Source organism: Actinoplanes sp. NBRC 101535 (assembly GCF_030269225.1).
In the GTDB taxonomy this organism is placed as follows: domain Bacteria; phylum Actinomycetota; class Actinomycetes; order Mycobacteriales; family Micromonosporaceae; genus Actinoplanes; species Actinoplanes rectilineatus.
This window is the reverse complement of the sequence record NZ_BSSY01000001.1, coordinates 871,274-889,547: the sequence shown is the minus strand read 5'-3', so window position 1 is coordinate 889,547 and position 18,274 is coordinate 871,274. Positions and strand designations below refer to the sequence as shown.

18 protein-coding genes and 1 pseudogene are annotated in these 18,274 nt (G+C 71.9%); 7 read left to right on the top strand and 12 right to left on the bottom strand.

Translation table 11 applies throughout. From position 1 onward, the window contains the following. Nucleotides 1-3: 3 nt before the first annotated feature. The 4 genes from QSK32_RS03840 to QSK32_RS03825 form a co-directional block, all read right to left on the bottom strand. Complete coding sequence (locus QSK32_RS03840; protein WP_285471205.1) at nt 4-1,647, bottom strand: ABC transporter substrate-binding protein; 1,644 nt, start codon at nt 1,645-1,647, stop codon at nt 4-6. Between the two features lie 11 nt (nt 1,648-1,658). Further along, nucleotides 1,659-2,810, bottom strand: a complete 1,152-nt coding sequence (locus QSK32_RS03835) for an acyl-CoA dehydrogenase family protein (RefSeq protein WP_285471204.1) — start codon at nt 2,808-2,810, stop codon at nt 1,659-1,661. Next, nucleotides 2,807-3,964 (bottom strand): LLM class flavin-dependent oxidoreductase, encoded by a 1,158-nt coding sequence (locus QSK32_RS03830; protein ID WP_045743677.1) that lies wholly within the window; start codon nt 3,962-3,964, stop codon nt 2,807-2,809. Before QSK32_RS03830 ends, QSK32_RS03835 begins: the two co-directional genes overlap by 4 nt. A gap of 103 nt (nt 3,965-4,067) precedes the next feature. Beyond that, entirely contained in the window at nt 4,068-4,901 is an 834-nt protein-coding gene (locus tag QSK32_RS03825) for a LysR family transcriptional regulator (RefSeq protein ID WP_285471203.1), read from the bottom strand. A gap of 99 nt (nt 4,902-5,000) precedes the next feature. On the opposite strand from QSK32_RS03825, the gene QSK32_RS03820 reads away from it, so the two are divergent. From QSK32_RS03820 to QSK32_RS03810, 4 genes and pseudogenes are all read left to right on the top strand, one after another. Continuing rightward, nucleotides 5,001-5,708, top strand: coding sequence for an alpha/beta hydrolase (locus QSK32_RS03820; protein ID WP_285471202.1), 708 nt, complete (start codon nt 5,001-5,003; stop codon nt 5,706-5,708). Next, nucleotides 5,705-6,598, top strand: a pseudogene (locus tag QSK32_RS45700) (ketopantoate reductase family protein); the annotation flags it as partial. The gene QSK32_RS03820 and the pseudogene QSK32_RS45700, both read left to right, overlap by 4 nt. 72 nt (nt 6,599-6,670) lie before the next feature. Beyond that, the gene (locus QSK32_RS45695) at nt 6,671-7,531 is read left to right on the top strand and encodes a sulfurtransferase (protein ID WP_425394658.1); all 861 of its coding nucleotides are present in this window, start codon (nt 6,671-6,673) and stop codon (nt 7,529-7,531) included. Beyond that, nucleotides 7,528-8,853 carry an FAD-binding oxidoreductase gene (locus QSK32_RS03810; RefSeq protein ID WP_285471200.1) on the top strand — a complete coding sequence of 442 codons (1,326 nt, stop codon included), beginning with the start codon at nt 7,528-7,530 and terminating at the stop codon, nt 8,851-8,853. Before QSK32_RS45695 ends, QSK32_RS03810 begins: the two co-directional genes overlap by 4 nt. A gap of 126 nt (nt 8,854-8,979) precedes the next feature. On the opposite strand, the gene QSK32_RS03805 is transcribed toward QSK32_RS03810, so the two are convergent. After that, a complete protein-coding gene (locus QSK32_RS03805; protein ID WP_285471199.1) occupies nt 8,980-9,567 on the bottom strand; it encodes a TetR/AcrR family transcriptional regulator in 588 nt (195 codons plus the stop codon). A gap of 73 nt (nt 9,568-9,640) precedes the next feature. On the opposite strand from QSK32_RS03805, the gene QSK32_RS03800 reads away from it, so the two are divergent. Then, complete coding sequence (locus QSK32_RS03800) at nt 9,641-10,063, top strand: nuclear transport factor 2 family protein (protein WP_045743672.1); 423 nt, start codon at nt 9,641-9,643, stop codon at nt 10,061-10,063. Nucleotides 10,064-10,065: 2 nt separating this feature from the next. On the opposite strand, the gene QSK32_RS03795 is transcribed toward QSK32_RS03800, so the two are convergent. Together QSK32_RS03795 and QSK32_RS03790 are read right to left on the bottom strand one after the other, a co-directional pair. After that, nucleotides 10,066-10,551, bottom strand: a complete 486-nt coding sequence (locus tag QSK32_RS03795; protein ID WP_285471198.1) for a hypothetical protein — start codon at nt 10,549-10,551, stop codon at nt 10,066-10,068. A gap of 81 nt (nt 10,552-10,632) precedes the next feature. Next, nucleotides 10,633-11,844, bottom strand: a complete 1,212-nt coding sequence (locus tag QSK32_RS03790; protein ID WP_052720602.1) for an MFS transporter — start codon at nt 11,842-11,844, stop codon at nt 10,633-10,635. Nucleotides 11,845-11,927: 83 nt separating this feature from the next. Between QSK32_RS03790 and QSK32_RS03785 the strand changes: the two genes are divergently transcribed. Then, nucleotides 11,928-12,830 carry a LysR family transcriptional regulator gene (locus tag QSK32_RS03785; RefSeq protein WP_285471197.1) on the top strand — a complete coding sequence of 301 codons (903 nt, stop codon included), beginning with the start codon at nt 11,928-11,930 and terminating at the stop codon, nt 12,828-12,830. Here QSK32_RS03785 and QSK32_RS03780 read toward each other — a convergent pair. Next, nucleotides 12,787-13,242, bottom strand: coding sequence for a carboxymuconolactone decarboxylase family protein (locus QSK32_RS03780; protein ID WP_045743669.1), 456 nt, complete (start codon nt 13,240-13,242; stop codon nt 12,787-12,789). The genes QSK32_RS03785 and QSK32_RS03780 overlap by 44 nt on opposite strands. 102 nt (nt 13,243-13,344) lie before the next feature. Between QSK32_RS03780 and QSK32_RS03775 the strand changes: the two genes are divergently transcribed. After that, a complete protein-coding gene (locus tag QSK32_RS03775; protein ID WP_285471196.1) occupies nt 13,345-14,187 on the top strand; it encodes a sigma-70 family RNA polymerase sigma factor in 843 nt (280 codons plus the stop codon). A 24-nt stretch (nt 14,188-14,211) separates the two neighbouring features. Here the strand turns inward: QSK32_RS03775 and QSK32_RS03770 are convergent, their stop codons facing one another. The 4 genes from QSK32_RS03770 to QSK32_RS03755 form a co-directional block, all read right to left on the bottom strand. Next, nucleotides 14,212-15,030, bottom strand: coding sequence for a GNAT family N-acetyltransferase (locus tag QSK32_RS03770; RefSeq protein WP_245674032.1), 819 nt, complete (start codon nt 15,028-15,030; stop codon nt 14,212-14,214). 302 nt (nt 15,031-15,332) lie between these two features. Then, complete coding sequence (locus tag QSK32_RS03765; RefSeq protein ID WP_285471195.1) at nt 15,333-15,800, bottom strand: DIP1984 family protein; 468 nt, start codon at nt 15,798-15,800, stop codon at nt 15,333-15,335. A 131-nt stretch (nt 15,801-15,931) separates the two neighbouring features. Then, nucleotides 15,932-17,056, bottom strand: coding sequence for a sugar ABC transporter substrate-binding protein (locus QSK32_RS03760; RefSeq protein ID WP_045743667.1), 1,125 nt, complete (start codon nt 17,054-17,056; stop codon nt 15,932-15,934). A 325-nt stretch (nt 17,057-17,381) separates the two neighbouring features. Beyond that, complete coding sequence (locus QSK32_RS03755) at nt 17,382-18,101, bottom strand: lysophospholipid acyltransferase family protein (RefSeq protein WP_245674037.1); 720 nt, start codon at nt 18,099-18,101, stop codon at nt 17,382-17,384. Between the last annotated feature and the right edge of the window lie 173 nt (nt 18,102-18,274).

The window sequence follows — 18,274 nt, the reverse complement described above, 5'->3', positions numbered from 1 at the left end:
GGTTCAGGACTTCCACACGTCGTTGAGCTTGAGGAACGACTCCGAGGTGAAGGCGAACCCGTGGACGTTCCTCGCGACGCCGGCCTTCTGCACCCGTTCGAACAGCGGGATGGTCAGGGCCTGGTCGATCAGGTAGTCCTGCAGTTCGGCGTACGCCGCCTGCGTCTGCGCCGCGTCGGTGGTCTCGATGGCCTCGGCGAACAGCGCCTTGACCTGGTTGATCTCGTCGGCCGAGCCGATCCGGGAGGCGAGTGCCTTCGAGTTGGCCACGTCGGGGTTGATGATGAACTGCAGGGCGCCCGGGTCCGCCCGGGTGAAGTAGGTGCCGGTCAGGTCGTACGAGCCCTCGGCCAGGTAGGTCGCCGACTGCGCGGTGGTGAGGGTGCGCAGTTCCAGTTTGATGCCGGCCTCCTTGACCTGGGCCTGCAGCAGTTCGGGGCCGGGGCCGGTGGCGGTGGACGGCAGCGGGTAGTCGATCACCAGCTGTTTGCCGTCCTTGACCCGGTAGCCGTCCGGTCCGACGGTCCAGCCGGCCGCGTCCAGGATCTGCCGGGCGCCGGCCAGGTCGTGGGCGACCTTGGCGGCCTCCGACTTGAAGTACGGGGTGGTCGCGTTGAACGGCCCCTGCACCTCGGGATAGTCCGCGCCGAAGATCGTGGTCGCGTACGTGCGGGTGTCGATCGCCTTCGAGAGGGCCTTACGGATCTGCGGGTCGGCGAGCGGGCGCCCGGCGGTGGTGTTGCTGAACAGGGTGCTGGCCACGCCGGGCAGGGAGCGCTTCTCGACGGTCGCGCCGGAGCGGGTGATCAGCGTTTCGTCCTGCGGGGTGAACGGGTTACGCGGCCAGGCGATGTCGATGGCGCCGCTGACCAGGTTGCCGGTGCGGACGCTGTCCTCGGCGACGTAGCTGAACTCGACCCGGTCCAGCCGGGCCTCGCCGCGGTTGGCGGCGAGTTCCGACCCCCAGGTGTAGCCGGCCCGCTTGGTCAGGACGGTCTCCACTTTGGGCGTGTAGTGGTCCAGCTGGAACAGTCCGGAGCCGACCACGCCCGTGCCGAGGCACCGGTCCGCGGGCGTCCGCGCGAACGCGGCCGGGTCGATGATCGCCAGGTTGGTCGTCGAGGTGGCCTGCAGGAACGACGAGTTCGGCTTGCTCAGGGTCAGTTTCACGGTCCGCGGGTCGACCACCTCGGCGCCGGTCAGCCCCTGGATGTACGAGGCGCCGTACGCCGCGCCGTTGGTGGCCTCGACCGTCTCGATCCAGCCCTCGGCGTTGTCGGCGACCGCCTGCGCGTCGAGCTTCACCCCGTTGGCGAAGGTGACGCCGTCCTTGAGGGTGAAGGTGTAGGCCAGGCCGTCCGGGCTGATCTCCCACTTGTCGGCGAGCCACGGCACGATCCTGCCGGTCTGCGGGTCCTGGTCGGTCAGCGAGTCGGCGAAGTTACGGATGATCGACCGGTGTTCGATCCAGTAGACCTGGAACGGGTCGATGCAGGAGAAGTTGGCGTTGTCCGGCCAGAACGAGAGCTTCAGCGTGCCGCCGTCCTGCGGGGTGCCGGAGCCTGCGTCGTCGCCGGTGCCGCCCGCGCAGGCGGACAGGGCCAGGAGCCCCGCCAGTGCCGCGATCGCTGGTCTGAAGCGCTTCATGATCTTTTCCTTCAGGAGGTGGAGAGGATCCGGCGTCCGCCGGCAAGAAGTGCGGCGTCCTCCTGCGGCGGGTGCACGCGGATGCACAGCGCGTCGCGCAGGTGACGCTCCAGGGGGTTGGACCTGGTCAGGCCGGGGTTGCCGAGGGCGGCCACCGCGGTCTGGGTCGCGGCGATCACCGCGCGGGCGATGGCCACCTTGATCAGGGAGAGTTCCGGCAGCAGCGTGGTGTCGCCGGCCTCCAGCCGCAGCAGCGCGCCGTGCAGCAGCGTCTCGGCCTGCACGATCTGCAGGTCGATCTCGCCGGCCACCGCCTGGATCCGCTCGGTCTCGGCGATCGGCTTCCTCAGGGCGGCCGGCACCCGGGTCCGGGCGTAGTCCACGAACGCCGCGCGGGCGGCCCGGGCCACCCCGATGTAGAGCGCCGGGTGGCCGAAGCCGCCCGGCCCGGTGGCGACCGCGGGATCCCGGTAGACGCCGTCCGCGCCGCGCGGGATCTCGGTGAAGGCCTCCGGTGGCAACCGGACGTCGGCGTAGACGACGTCGTGCGTGTTGGAGGCGCGCAGGCCCAGGTGGTCCCAGGTCTGCTGCCAGGTGATGCCGGGCAGGTCGCCGGGGACGACCACGTGACCGACCCGGCCGTCGTCGGCGAGCACCCACACCACGTGGTACGCCAGGCCGGCGCCGCCGGTGGCGTACGCCTTGTGCCCGTTCAGGATCCAGCCTTCGGGCTCCCGGACGACGGTGGTCCTCGGCAGGCCGCCCCGGGCCGGGGCCCCCAGCTCGGGTTCGGCGCGGACCGCGTTGGCCAGGGCCGGGCCGTCCTGCGACCGGCGCAGCAGGTCCTCGTAGGAGAACGCGGGCCAGGACGGGCGGGTGTCCTGGGCGGCGTGTGTGTTCAGCAGGTTCGCCGCGAGCAGCCCGACCGAGGCGTCACCCTCGCCGAGCGCGGTCAGGATCCGGGCGGTGTCGCGGGGTCCGGCCGCCGGTCCGCCGTACCGGGCGCCGACCGTGGCGGTCAGCAGACCGGCGCGGTGCGCGACCGCGAGGCCCGCGATCGGGAGGTCGCCGGTCCGGTCGTAGTCACCGGCCGTGGCGGCGATCTCCGCGGTGACCTTGGCGAGCGCGCCGGCCGACAGGTCCGGGACGGGGAACCGGCTCATGCGTAGTTGCCCAGGTGTTCGGCCTGCAGGGTGCCGCGCCGGCCGGTGGCCCGGCGGTGCGCGATCTCCTGGCGGACCAGCGGCAGGATGTGCTCGCCGTAGTCGACCGCGTCGGCCAGGGTGTCGTACCCGCGGATGGAGACCAGCGACGCGCCCCGGTCCACGTAGTCCAGGATCGCGGCGGCCACCGTCTCCGGTGAGCCGACCAGGGCGGTGGAGGCGCCGGCGGCGTTGGTGACGGCGGCGGTCCGGGTCCACAGCGCGCGGTCGTAGCGTTCGGCCCGGTCGGCGAAGGTGAGGGCCCGCTGCGAGCCGACGTTCTGCGGTACGCCCTTGCGGTACGGCTGTTTGCCGAACGACGTCGCGATCCTGTCGACGTAGACGTGCGCCTTCTGCCACGCCTCCGCGTCGGTCTTCGCGATGATCGGGCGGAACGTCACCCAGATCCGGGGCAGCGTGGTCCGGCCGGCGGCGCGGGCGATGGCGTGCACCCGGTCGATCTCGCTGCTCAGGTCGTCGAGGGGCTCGCCCCAGAAGCTGAAGATGTCGGCCTTCGCGCCGCCGACCGCGAACGCCTCGTCGGACTGGCCGCCGATCGAGATGGGGATCGGGCTCTCGTACGGTGCGAAGCCCGGCCCGAAGTCGTCGAACTTGTAGAACTCGCCGTCGTGGCCGAACGCCGCCGGCTCGGTCCACGAGCGGCGCAGCAGGTCGACGTATTCGCTGGTACGGGCGTACCGGCGGTCCTTGGGCAGGTAGTCGCCCTGCCGGGCCTGTTCGGCGTCGCTGCCGCCGGAGATCAGGTGGACGACCGCGCGGCCCTCGGTCAGCTGGTCCAGGGTGGCCAGTTTCTGGGCGGCGACGGTCGGCGGGGTGGTGTTCGGGCGCAGCGCCACGATCGGTTTGATGCGCTCGGTGAGCTGGCCGACCGCACTGGCCACGACGAACGAGTCGGCGCTCGACGACCCGTAGGGCAGCAGGGTGTAGTCGTAGCCGCCGTCCTCGAGGGCGGCCACGTAGCGCCGGAAGTAGGGCAGGTCGATGCCGCGGGTCGGGATCGGCGCGAGCTCGGTCGACGGGTTGAGGTGCGCGAGGCTGATGAACTCCACCTCGGGTGACGCGGTGGGCGGGATGGTCTCGTCGAAGGTGCTCATGCGGGGTCCTCTCTACGGCACAATCCCCGGAACTCCCACCAAGCTAATAGGGATTGCGCCATGCTGTCCAACGACGATCCGCGATCATGGCGATCACGGACGCTTATCGGTCCAGCACCGAGCGCAACCCCGCGACGACCGCCGCGGCCAACGCCGGATCGGCACCGGAGCGGGCCCGCAGGCTCATCGCGGCGGGCGGCACCGGCGGCAGATCGGAGCGCTCGGCCAGACCCTCCGGGGTGCTCGACACCCGGGCCAGCAGGGCCACCCCGAGACCGCTGCGCACCGCGTCCACCACCCCGGCCACGTAGCCGCTGTCGCACACCACGTAGGCGTCCAGACCGCGTCCGGCCAGCGCGGACAGGGCCCGGCGGCGCAGCACGCACGGTTCCTCGATCGCCACCAGCGGCCACGAACGGCCCGCCGGAGGCCGCCAGTCCGGGGCGGCGTACCAGCTCAGCGGCAGGGTCCCGACCGGGATGCCCTCGGCCGACGACGCCTCGGCCAGGTGCACCGCGACGTCGAGCACGCCCCGGTCCACCGCCGCGTCCAGACGCCGGGTCCGGTCGATGCGGAACCGCACCTGATGGCCGGGCAGCGCCGCGGTCACCGCCGGCAGGATCAGGTCGGCGGCGTGCTCGGTGGTGCCGATCGTCACGGTGGGACGCTCCGGGCCGACCAGCCGGCGCAGGGCGTCGTCGTGCGCGGCGAGGATCCGCCGGGACTCGGTCAGCAGCGCCTGGCCGTCCGGGGTGAACGCGGCACCCCGGCCCTGCCGTTCCACCACCGGCCGGCCGATCGCCTTCTCCAGCCGGCGGACGTGCTGGCTCACCGCGGACTGGCTGATCCGCAGGGTCGCGGCGGCCCGGTGGAAACCGCCGCAGTCGGCCACCGCGACGAGACTGCGCAACGCGAGAATGTCGAGCACCTGTCCCATGTCGCGGACGCTAGCAGCGAATTGATAAGTCTTTGCATTCAGTTCCGATCGGAATTAGGTGTTGGACAGCCGCGCGGTGATCACGCGATGCTGACCGGCATGACGAACGCGTACGACGAACCCGAGGGCATCGCGCCCCGCGGCACCGTGGTGGTGGCCGCCGGGCGCGGCGAGAGCACCGGCGCCTACCGGCGGTTCGGCCGGCGGATCGCGGCGGACGGCTACCGGGTACGGGTTCTGCCGGACGTCGCGGCCGATCCGGCGGCCAGCTTCGCGGCGGTCGCGAAACTGCTCGGCGACGAGACGCTGCCGAGACCGAGAGTGCTGGTCGGGGCGGATGCGGGGGCGCTTTTCGCGCGTACCCTCGCGGGGTCGGCAACGGACGGCCTGGACGCGGTGATCCTGGCCGGAGTCCCCACCGGGTCCTTCCCGGAGGTGACTCCGGAGGACGAGCTCGAGGCCCGGACCGGGTGCCCCACCCACCGCGGCGTGCTGTCCGGCGGCGCGCTGACCCCCGGAGCGCTCTCCGCGGCCCCAATTCCTACTGAATTCATCGGCGAGATCGGTGAAGTGACGATCCCCACGCTCGGCCTGCACGGCGACGCCGACCCGGTCAGCCCACTCGCCGGTGCGTGGGCGGAGTACCCGGGTACGGTGGTGACCGTCGCCGGCGGACGCCACGACATACTCAACGACGTCACCCACCGCACGGTCGCCGCCACCGTCGTGCTGTTCCTGGAGCGGCTGCGGCTCGGCGCCGACCTCCCGGTGATCGCTCAGGAACTCCAGAGGCAGGTCTCGCCATGACCCGTTACGTGATCATCGGCGGCGGCGCGGTCGGCGCGACCATCGCCGCCGAACTGCACCGCGCCGGCGTGGACACGCTGCTGATCGCCCGCGGCGCGCAGCTCACCGCGATCCGCGACCGCGGCCTCACCTACGCCCGGCCGGACGGTGAGCACACCGTCGCCGTGCCGGTGGCCGCCGGACCGGCCGAGGTCACCCTCACCACCGACGACGTGCTGCTGCTGGCCGTCAAGACCCCGGACGCCGAAGCCGCGATCCGCGATTGGGCGTGGCAGCCGGTAGCGGGCGCCGACGGCCCGGCCGCAACCGCGATTCCGCTGGTCACCCTGCAGAACGGGCTCGCCACCGAACGGATCGCGCTGCGCTCGTTCGCCCGGGTGGTGGGCGCCGTGGTCTGGGTCCCGGCCAGTTACGTGACGCCCGGCGTCGTGGTCAACCACGCCGAGCCGGTACCGGCCGTGCTGTGGCTCGGCCACTACCCGGACGGCCCCGCAACCGACGGCCTCGCCACGGTCGCCTCCGGCCTGCGGCAGGGCGGCTTCACGGTGACCGTGGTCGAGAACATCAGCGACTACAAGGCGAGCAAGCTGCGCGGCAACCTGTTCAACACCCTGGACGCGCTCTACCGGCCGAGCGCGCTGCGCGACGCGGCCCTCAAGGCGCTGCGGGCCGAGGCCGACGCGGTGTACGCGGCCGCCGGCATCACCCCGGCGCCCCTGGAACGCGCCGGCTTCCGGGTCGTCGAAGTACCCGGCCAGGTGCGGTCGGGCAACTCCACCCGGCAGAGCCTGACCCGCGCCACCACGCCCGAGTCGGACTACCTGGACGGCGAGATCGTGCTGCTCGGCCGCCTGCACGGGGTGGACACCCCGCGCACCGCGGCGATCCAGGCCCGGGTGCACCGGGCCGTCGCCGAGGGCACCCCGGCCGCGTCGCTGGACGACGCCGACCTGGCACAGACCCTGCCCGGCCTCGCCCCGGCCCGGCCGCCGGTCCTCATCGACGTCGCCTCGCTGCAGCAGAGGATCGCCGGCGGACGGGCGCCGGTGCTGCTCGACGTCCGCTGGGCACTCGGCGACCCGGACGGCGAACTGCACTACCGGGAGGGACACATTCCCGGCGCGGTCTACGTGGACCTGGACACCGAACTCGCCGCCCACACCGACGACCCCGCCGCGGGGCGGCACCCGCTGCCGCCCCTCCCCCGGCTGCAGGAGGCCGCCCACCGCTGGGGCATCACCCGCGAGGGCGGCGTGGTGGTCTACGACAACAGCGGTGGGCTCGCCGCGTCCCGCGCCTGGTGGCTGCTGCGCTGGGCCGGGGTTCCGGACGTGCGGATCCTGGACGGCGGTCTCGCCGCCTGGCGGGCCGCGCGGCACACCGAGGAGACCGGCATCGCCGCGGACCGGCCCGCGGGCGACGTGGTGCTGGTCGCGGGTCACCTGCCGACCCTGACCGCCGACGAGGCCGCGGCCCTGCCCGGCAACGGTGGCACTCTGCTCGACGCCCGGGCGGGCGAACGCTACCGCGGCGAGGTCGAGCCGGTCGACCCGCGGGCCGGGCACATCCCCGGCGCGGTGAACCTGCCCACCGGGGAGAACCTGCGGGCCGGGGTGCCACTGTTCAAGACCGCGGAGGAACTGGGCGACCGGTTCGACGGGGTGCAGGGGGCGGTCGGCGTCTACTGCGGATCGGGGGTGACCGCGGCACACCAGATCGCCGCGCTCGCCGTCGCGGGCATCGACGCCGCGCTCTACCCGGGATCCTGGTCGGCGTGGTCCAACGACCCGTCCCGCCCGGTGGCCACGGGCGCTCAGCCGTGACCGTCGACTGGCTGGCCGGACTCGACGTCGACTACCGCACCGACCCGGCCTTCCTCGCGACCCGGCGACTGGACCGGTCCGGCTGGGAACCCGAGGGCAGCCCGTCGGCGGTGGTCCTGCCCACCAGCGTCGAGCAGGTGCAACGGGTGCTGCAGGGGGCGTCGGCGTCGCGTACCCCCGTGGTGCCCCGCGGCGCCGGAACCGCCCTGACCGGGGCGACCACCGCGGGGTCCGGCACGATCGTGCTGGACCTGTCCGGGATGAACCGGATCGTCGACATCCGCCCCGCCGACGGGGTGGCCGTCGTCGAACCCGGCGTGATCACCGCCGACCTGGACCGGGCCGCCGCCGGACACGGGCTGCGCTACGCGCCCGACCCGGCCAGCCTGGAACTGTCCACGATCGGCGGCAACATCGCCACCAACGCGGGCGGTCTGCGCTGCGCCAAGTACGGCATGACCCGCGACTCGGTCCTCGGACTGGACGTGGTCCTCGCCGACGGCACCCTGATCAGCACCGGACGGGCCACCCTGAAAGGCGTCGCCGGGTACGACCTGACCGGACTGTTCGTCGGCTCCGAGGGCACCCTCGGCGTGGTGGTCGGGGCCACCCTGCGCCTGCGCCCGCTGCCGCCGCCGAGCGCCACGATCGCCGCCGCCTACCCCGACTTCGCCACCGCCGTGGCCGCCTCGGTCGCCCTCGCCGAGGCCCGGGTCCAGCCGGTCCTCGCCGAACTGCTCGACCGGGCCACGCTGCGGGCGCTGGCCGCCCACGGGCATCCGATCGACGGTGACGCCCTGCTGATCGTCCAGCTCGACGACGGCACCGCCTCGACCGACCGCGCGCTCGCCGCCCTGACCCCCGGGTCGACCTCGATCCGCAGCACCACCGACCCGACCGCCCTGCTGGAGACCCGTCGTCAGGCGCTGCCCGCGATCGAGAAACTCGGCCGGCCGCTGATCGAGGACATCGCCGTGCCGCGGTCCCGGATGGCCGACGCGGTCCGCGCCATCGAGGACATCGCCGCCCGCCACGACGTGCCGATCTGCACCCTGGCCCACGCGGGCGACGGCAACATCCACCCGATCATCGTCGCCGGCCGCCACGACGCGCCGGTCCCCGAGGCCGCGCAGCGGGCGGCCGACGAGATCTTCGGGCTGGCGCTGGACCTGGGCGGCACGGTCACCGCCGAGCACGGCATCGGGGTCCTGAAGCAGGCGTGGCTGGGCAAGGAGCTCGGCGGCCCGCAGCACGCCCTGCAGCGGCAGATCAAGGCCCTCTTCGATCCCGGCGACATCCTCAACCCCGGAAAAGCTCTTTAACCCCTTTCCGGGTACGCGAAAAGGACGTCCCGCCCGTCCCCACCAGGCCGTCCCCGCTGAGCCGTCGCCCACGGCCTCCCTGACCCAGCCGTCGCCCACGGTTGAGCGACTGCCGGTGAACCCTGGTCAGCTCCGCCTGGCGAGCGCCGGCAGCACCACCCCGTCGATGATCGTGGTGAAGAACGCCAGGTCCACCGGCTGCCGCAGGACCAGCGCCCGATGGCCGGCCATCGCCGGGATCACCTGGGCCATCGCGGCCACGTCCGCGGCGGGATCCGCCTCGCCGCGGTCGACGGCCCGCTGGATGAGGTGCCGGTAGGCGTCCACCGACGGTTCGACGATCGCCGCGCTGACAGCGGCGGAGACATCCGGGTTGCGGCTCATCATCGCGGTCACACTGGCGAGGATCCGCATCCGGCGGTCACCGCTGCCGAGCCAGTCCGGGTCGAGCATGGCCAGCAGGTCACCGCGAAGGGCGCCGGTGTCGGGGAGCCGGCCGGTCTCCAGGTCGGTGCGGTCGGTGCAGGCGATGGCGGCGAGGATGAGCTCGTCTTTGCCGGCCCATCGCCGGTAGATGGTCCCTCGCCCGGCACCGGCCCGGGCCGCCACCATCTCGATGGTCAACTCGGCGTAGCTCGTCTCCACCAGCACGTCGAGGACAGCACGCAGGATGTCCGCGTCCCGTGTCTCATCGCGTTTGCGCCCCACAGTCACCCGGCAACAGTACTAGATAGTTCCGGTACTGGATAGTTGCGGAACTGGCCGATACCGTTTTAGGCTCGCCGCCATGATGATCAATACGGACCAGGCCGACGTCACCGCGGTGCTCTACCGGGCAGCCCGGGCGATGGACAGCCGGGACTGGGACCTGCTCGCCGACTGCTACGCCCCCGACGCTCGCGGCGACTACACCAACGCCGTCGCCGAGGACCGCGACGCCATCCTCGCTTCGGCGCGGGGCTTCCTCGGAACGCTCGACGCCACCCAGCACCTGGTCGGCAACGTCGAGGTGACCGTGGACGGCGACACGGCGACCACTCACGCGACCTTCATCGCCCAGCACGTCCGCGCCGGCGGCCACTTCCTGATGGGCGGCAACTACGACGACACGCTGCGCCGCACCGCCGACGGCTGGAAGATCACCAACCGCCGGATCCGCGGCATCTGGGCCGACGGAGATCCGGCGGTGCTGACCGTCGCGGTGAGCTGAAGCTAGTCGCCGCCACCACCGTCACCGCCGCCGTCGCCGCCGTCCGAGTCGGAGTCGGAGTCGTCGCCGTCTCCGGACCGGACCCGGCCGCCCCGGGTGAACATCACCTTGAGCCCGAAGAAGACGAACAGCAGGGGCACGACGGCGAACAGCAGATCCATCGGGGCCGGGTCGACCCGCGCCTCGTCGCCGTCCACCCGCCCGGCGATCCTGGTGCCGTCGGACAACCCGGTCCCGGTGATCGTGCCGGTCACCTCGGCGCCGTCCAGGGTCCAGGTGGCGGCGCAGGTCATCTCCCCCTCGATGGTGCTGGAGTCGTAGCAGTCGCCGAGGACGGTGACGACCGCCTCGGGCTGGGTGAACGCGACCGCCGACGGCCACCCGAACTGCCAGAACACGAAGGCACCGACCAGGACGAACACCGCACCGAAAGCGAGCCGGACGAGGGCCGACCACAGCCGGAACAACCCCGACAAAAGCTTGATCATGGGCCGAGACAGTATCGGCAACCGTCAGTGCCGACGTCCACCGGGCGAACGTCGGCACGCAAACGGGAGACGCCCCGCTGCTCACCGGGTGGCCGGCTGCGGATCGGGCACCGCCGCCAGCACGGGGATCCGGCGCAGACCGGTCGCCAACAGGCCACTGATCGCGACGAACACCGCGCTCATCGCCACCACCGCGGGCCACGCCCCGAGGGTCCAGGCGGTTCCGGCGAGACTGCCGAAGACCGACGAGCCGGCGTAGTACGCGAACAGGTAGAGCGAGGCCGCCTGCGCCGCCGGCACCCCACCCGCGTGGGCGCGGACCGGCACCCAGCCGCTGGCCACCCCGTGCACGCAGAAGAAGCCGGCGGTCATCACGGCCAGGCCCACCACCGTCAGCGGCAGGTTGTCCGGCACGGTGAGCAACAGCCCGGCCGCGAAGACCGCCGCGCCGACCGGCATCACGGCGCGGCGCCCGTACCGGTCGGCGAGCCGTCCGGAGAGTGCCGAGCTGATCGACCCCATCGGGTAGACCAGGAACACCGCGCCGGCAGCGCCCGCCCCGAGCAGGAACGGTTCACTGGTCAGCCGGAACGCCATCGCGTTGTAGACGGCGACGAACGCGCCCATCGCGCAGGCGCCGATCGCGTACAGGCGCAGCAGGGCCGGGTCGGTCAGTGCCCGGCGGCTGACCGCGTGGCCGGGCCGGGGCACGAAGTGCCGCGAGGCCGGGAGCAGCAGGGCTACGGCGATCGCGCAGAGCAGCCCGACGCCGGCAACTGCGGCGAGCGCCCACCGCCAGTGGAAGGCCTCGGCGACCGTCCCGGTCAGCAGCCGCCCGGTCATCCCGCCGAGCGCCGTCCCGCCGATGTAGAGCCCGGCCGCCCGCGCGTGCGTCGACTCGTGCAGTTCCTCGCGCAGATAGGCGGTGGCCACGGCCGGCAGCCCGGCGAGCGTGATCCCCTGCAGCAGCCGGAGCCCGAGCAGCATGTGCCAGCCGGGCGCCACCGCGCAGGCCAGGCCGACCAGGGACGACAACCCCAGGGACAGATGGATCAGACGGGTACGCCCGAAGCGTTCCGACAACGGCCCGGTGATCAGCAGTGCCACCCCGAGTCCGATGGTGGCCAGCGACAGCGACCACGCGCTCTGTGCGGGCGTGACGCCGAACGCCGCGGACAACTCCGGCAGCAGCGCCTGGGTGCTGTAGAGCAGGGCGAACGTGGCGACGCCGGCGGCGAACAGCGCCACGGACACCCGGCGGTAGCCGGGCTCACCGGCGCGGTAGGTGCTCACCGGCACACTGTCCGCCCGGTTCCGATCATGCGTCCAATGCATGTCTCTCATGAATCCGATACGCCGGACGTATGATGCGGGTCGTGCTGCTCGACGATCTCCGTGGCCTGCTCGCCCTGGGTGAGCACCGCCACGTCACCGACGCGTCCGCCGCCCTCGGTGTCAGCCAGCCCACCCTGTCCCGGCTGCTGGCCCGGGTCGAGGCCGAACTCGGCGCGCGCCTGTTCGAACGCGACGCCCGGGGCGTACACCCCAATCCGCTCGGCGACGTCGCGCTGGAGGCGGCCCGCGAGATCACCGGACGCTACGACCGGCTGCGGCGTGACCTGGCCGGGATGCTCGATCCGGAGTCCGGGACGGTCCGGCTCGCCTTCCTCGACTCGATGGCCACCTCGCTGGTGCCGCGGCTGCTGCACGACGTCCGGCAGCACGCCCCGCGGATGCGGATCGAACTGCGCCAGGAACCGGCTCACGAGATCCTGCGCGACGTCGCGGCCGGGGTCGCCGAACTCGCGCTGACCTCCCCCCGGCCGGACGGCCCGTACGACTGGCTCGGCCTGCAACGGCAGAGCCTGGTCCTGATCGTGCCGCCCGGCCACCGCCTGGCCGCCCGCCGCCGGGCCGGGCTGGCCGACCTGGACGGCGAGGACTTCGTCACCATCCCGGCCGGTTTCGGGTTCCGCGCCCTGGTCGACGACCTGTTCGCCGCCGCCGCGGTGACACCGCGGATCGCCTTCGAGATCGGTGACCTGGCCACCATCGAGGGCCTGGTCGGCGCCGGTCTCGGGGTGGCGATCGTGCCGGAGCCGTTCGCCGGCGCCTCCGGCACGATCGGCATCCCGTTGACCACGGCGGGCGCGGAACGGATGGTCGGCCTGGCCTGGCGCGCCGACCGGCCGCTGGGGCCGGCCGCCGCGCGTTTCCTCGCGATCGTCGAGCGGATCAGCCCCAGTTCTTCGGGGCCATCTGCCGGGTGGTCGCGTTGATCCGGTTGAAGAAGTTGGTGGTGGCGATCCACAGCACGATCGCCCCCAGCTCCTTCTCGCCGAAGTGCTTCGCGGCCGCGGCCCAGACGTCGTCCGGGACCGGGTCGGACCGGTCCGCCAGCCGGGTGGCCGCCTCGGCGAGCGCCAGCGCGGCCCGTTCCGCGTCGGTGAAGTACGGCGTCTCCCGCCACGCCGCCACCGCGAACAGGCGTTCGTCGCTCTCGCCGTTGTTGCGCATCGACCGTGCGCCGGAGTCCACGCAGGCGCTGCACCCGTTGATCTGACTGGCCCGCAGGTGCACCAGCTCGAGGACGGCCGTCGGCACGCCCGCCGAGTGCGCCGACTTGTAGAGCAGGCCGATCGCCTTGGTCAGATCCGCGGGAAGCCGGTCGAAGCCGAGTCGTTCTTCCATGGTCGTCTCCTGTCACATCCGTCCGGTGGTGCTCGTCGAACAGGTGACGAACGGTTCCGCACGGATGTGACCGAAGTGACCGCGGTCACACGGGAGGATGCGATGAGCGACACGACGCGCGACGGGCTGGCCGACCGGTTCGAGGAGAACCGGCCCCGGCTGCGGGCCCTGGCGTACCGCACGCTGGGCTCGGCGACCGAGGCCGACGACGCGGTGCAGGAGACCTGGCTGCGCCTGGACCGGGCCGGGGCCGGCGAGGTCGACAACCTGCCCGCCTGGCTGACCACCGTCTGCGGCCGGATCTGCCTGGACATGCTGCGGTCCCGCGCGACCCGCCGCGAACAGCCGCTGTCCGAGATCAACGATCCACCGTCCGCGGTCGAGTCGGTCCTTGCCGATGAGGTCGAGGCCGCGCTACTGATCGTTCTCGGCACCCTCGCCCCGGCGGAACGGCTCGCCTTCGTGCTCCACGACCTCTTCGCGGTGTCCTTCGACGAGATCGCGGTGGTGGTCGGGCGTACCCCGCAGACCTCCCGCCAGCTCGCCAGCCGCGCCCGGCGCCGGGTCCGGGCGGCCGCGCCGGCCGCCACCGAACCGCGAGGCCGCGCGGTCGTCGACGCCTTCCTGTCCGCCTCCCGCGGCGGCGATCTCGGTGCTCTGCTGGAGCTTCTCGACCCGGACGTGGTGCTGCGCGCCACCGGCGAGGCCGCCCGGCTGGACGCGCAGGGCGAGAAACGCGGTGCCGAGGTGGTCGCGCGCTACTTCGCCGGAAAGGCGCAGGCCGCGGTGCCGGCCCTCGTCGACGGCGCCTGGGGCTTCGCGGTCTTCATCGGCGGCGAACTGCGCGTGGCCGTCGCCATGGAGATCAAAAACGGTCAGATCCTCGGGCTCGCTGCGGCCTCCAGCCCGGCGGCCCTGGCCGGGCCCACCGTCACCCCCCTCTGATTGTGGGGGTACGCACCACGCCGCTCAGCCCCGGTAGTGGCGCAACCGGACCGGCTCGCCGAGCGGGCCGGTCCAGTCCGCGTCGGTGGTCCCCTCGTACCGCCAGCCGGTCGCCTCATAGAACGCCACCGCCGCCGACCGCTTCTGATCAGTGACGACGAGGGTCAGCGGGTGCCCCTGCGCCGCGGCCCACTCCCGGACCCGGTCCAGCAGCGACCGCCCGACCGATCCACGACGAGCCGCGGGAACGACGAACAGGCGGCACACCTCGATGTCACCGCTGTCCCGCCGTTCGACCGCGACGTGCCCGCCGATCGTCGCGCCCGCCCCAACGGCCACCCAGGCGGTCAGCAGCCCCGGTGGGGTGAGCCAGCCGCGCGGGTCGGCGGGCCAGTTCAGTGGATACCCGTCCGCCTCGTGCACCGCGCGCAGGGCCGCCACGCAGTCGTCCAGGTCGCCCCCGCACCGTTCCCGGATCGTCGTCATCGTCGAATGATCGCCGATCCGCTCCGGGCCCCGGCACCCGACGTGCAGGAGTCGCTCCCGGGGCACGCCGGCCGCGGTCAGCCGATCGGCCAGGGCACGCGGCGGATGGTCGATCAGGACGGTCACCTGGTGGTCGTCGCCGAGCCGGCACGCCGCGGCCAGCGCACCCAGGTTGATCGGGTCCAGCCGTCGCACGTCGGCAAGGTCGAGGACCAGGCGCGCCGGGCGGGTGTGCCGGATCGCCCGCACCAGGGTGCGGCTCAGGCCGAGCGCGTCCTCCGCGTCCAGCGTGCCGTACGGGTGGATCACGAGGGTGCCGTCGGGGTCGACACTGACGTCGACCGTACTGGCCGTCATCGCGCCAACGTTAGGGACGATGCACCCCCGGGTCGACCCCTCCCCCGGAAAGTTCACCTGGTCACGTCGATGTCACGAACGAGGCGGAGTACACCCCTTGCCCGCCCTCGCCGTCGTGGGTCCACACCAGGTGGTGAGATGTGCACTGTGCGCCGTCACCTGTGCGGTGTGCTGGGCATGCGTTGTCAGACGGGGAGTCGAACCCCTGCGCCCGCCCCCGGCGCGCCAGCATGAGCCGGAAATGCCCGCCGGCTCTCGGGTCGGTGCGCGCCCCCACGGCGACTACCCGCTACTCCGCCTCGTCAGTCCAGCAGGTCGACCTCCCAGTTGCTCCGCTGGACGAGGGTGTCCACCTCGCGGATCTGCCGGGCCAGGTCGTCGGCGCGGACCCGCAGTTCGGCCACCGGCAACGCCGCGATCATCTTGAGCTCGGACCTCAGCTGCCGGTACGCCCGGTGCCCGTCCCCCGCTGCGGCGTCCGCGGCGGAGCTCACCGTCGCGTGCCGCATCCGCAGGACGTCCCGGCGGGCCAGCGCGTCGGTCAGCGTGGTGCCGTCCTCGAGGCGGGTGGCGGCGTTGGTCCGGTTGATCCGCCGGATCAGCGTCTCCAACTCGGCGAGCACCGCGTCAGCCTCGGCGAGCAGCGCGGCCGCGTCCTCGGCGGGCGGCTCGCCCTCCTGATACCGCGCGTTCGCGGTCACCCGCGACCGCAGCTGTTCCGCCCGTCGTGTCGCGTCCGCACGCAGCGCCAGCGCCTCCGCAAGCTTCATGCCCCCACTATCCCACCCAAGATCCGCATTCGTCGCGCCCACCCCGCCGCGCCGGAACGCCGCCGGGCCGGCGTCCGGGGATCAGTGGGCTGATCCCCGGACGCCGGCCCGTCCGCTGCACTACCGGAGAATCAGTCGATCAGCTTGGCCTTACGGCACTTGCCGGCGTAGCTGCCGTCGCACAGCTCGGCGACATCGACCGCACCGCTGGCGACGACGTCGCCGATGTTGTCGATGGTGATCGCCTTCGGCTCCACCTGACGGAACGGGACGTACGCACCCGACTCCGGGTCCTTCAGCTTGCCGGCGATCTGCGGCTTGACATCGTTGTACAGGCCGATCGCCAGCTCGGCGGCCGCGTCGGCCTCCAGCTTCGTCTCCTTGAACACCGTCATGCACTGGTCGCCCATCAGGATGTGCTGGAGGGCGTCGAGGCTCGCGTCCTGCCCGGTGACCGGGACCTTGCCGTTGAGCTTCTTGGCCTTCAGCACCTCGATGATGGCGTTCGCGATGCCGTCGTTGGCGGAGAGGACACCGTCGATGTTCGGGTACTGCCCGAGCATCTGGGAGAAGATCTCCCGTGCCTCGTCCTCTTTCCAGTCCGGCACCCACTGGTCCGGCCCCTTGGTGAACGTGGCGCTGTCGTACAGGGGCTGGAGGACCGAGTCGTAGCCGGTCTTGAACAGGGTGGCGTTGTTGTCCGTCGGCGAACCGTTGAGCTCCGCGACGAGCGGGTTCTCCACGTTCTTCTTGCCCAGGCACGTCTTCAGGTGCTGGGCCTGCAGCTTGCCGACGAGCTCGTTGTCGAAGCTGACGTAGTAGTCGGCTCCACCGTTGAGCGTCAGACGGTCGTAGTCGATCACCGGGACGTTGTGCGCCTTGGCGTCGTCGATGACCGCCTTGCCGCTGGCCGAGTCCAGGTTGGCGATGATCAGAACCTTCACACCGCTGTCCAGGAGCTCACCGGCCAGCCGCTTGAACTGCTCACGGTCGCCCTCGGCGTTGACGATCCGGCTGGGGATCTTCTTGGCGTCGAACGCGGACTTGAGGTACTTGGCGTCGGCGGTGGCCCACCGGTCCGTGGTCGTGTCGGGAAGCACCACGCCGATGCCGTTGGTACCGCCCGTCCCGCCACCACTGCTGCCGGTGGTGGTCGATCCGCCGTTGTCGCTCGGGTCCGAACCGCTGTCACAGGCCGTCATGGTGGCCGTGGCCAGCAGACCGATTGCGGCCAGAGATATCAGCGACTTGCGCATGCGTTAGAGGTCCTCTCAGGGATGAGCCCGAGTTGGGTGGCCACACTGAGCGGTCCGCCGGGCATCGACCGGCATCCCGCGGGAGCACCATCGGGTGGGGGTCCGGCGCCCAAGATTATTTACTTCTGACCACTAACCGCCAAATCTAGATCCATCGTTACCGTCTCGCCGCTTTTGCTCACTCCATGCACATGCGAGCTGGGAGGCCTTTCGATGAACGCGGAGAGCGATGATAGATATCGGTCAGCAGGTCGACATGACCGTCAGGTTAATACACAACGGCGATGACAAAACCGTCCGATGTGACCTGTTTGCGCCGCGTTGTTCAGCGCGCGGCGAGCGCCGCAGCGATCACGTCCCGGGCCGCTTCCCGCAGCGCGGTCACGTCACCGGCATAGTCGCCGGGAACCAGCGGGGGCAACACCTCCACCCGGGCGTCGACCTGCTCACGCAGCACCAGACCGTGTTTCGGCAGGGCGCGCCGGGTCCCGTGCACGGCGATCGGAATGACCGGAACGCCGTTGCGGACCGCGAGTTCGAACGCCCCGTTCTTGAACGACTGCAGCGAACCGTCAGCGGTCCGACGGCCCTCCGGAAAGATCATCACCGGGGATCCGGCCTTCAACAGCCGGTCACAGTGCGCCATCATCCGCCGCACCGACTCCCCCGATCCGCGCACCAACGGCACGTAATCGTTGAGCCGCATGTTCCAGCCGAGCACAGGAACCTTGAAGATCTCTTGCTTGGACACCCACTTGTACGGCCGGAACAACCCGAACAGCACGAGGATGTCGATGAGCGAGGCGTGATTGGCGACCAGGACCGCCGCCCCCTGCCACGGCAGGTGCTCCCGCCCGCTGATGCGCAGCCGCCACAACGGGTTGACGCGGACATAGAACGACGCCCACGCCGACGAATACAGGTGGAGCGCCACTCTCCGCCGGTCGAACGGCAGCGTCACCAGCCAGACCAGCACCGCGCCCACGAAGAAGAAGGGGCAGGTGACCACGATGAACGCCCAGTACAGCGCCGAGAAGACCAGCATCACGACCGCCATCGTAGGACCCGCCCCGACCGTCTCCGCAGGCCAGGCACCGGCGCACCCCCGGAACACGACCGCCGGCACTGCCGACGGACACGCCCAGCACCGCCGACGGACACGCCCAGCACCGCCGACGGACACGCCCAGCCGGCTGACGGACACGCCCAGCACCGCCG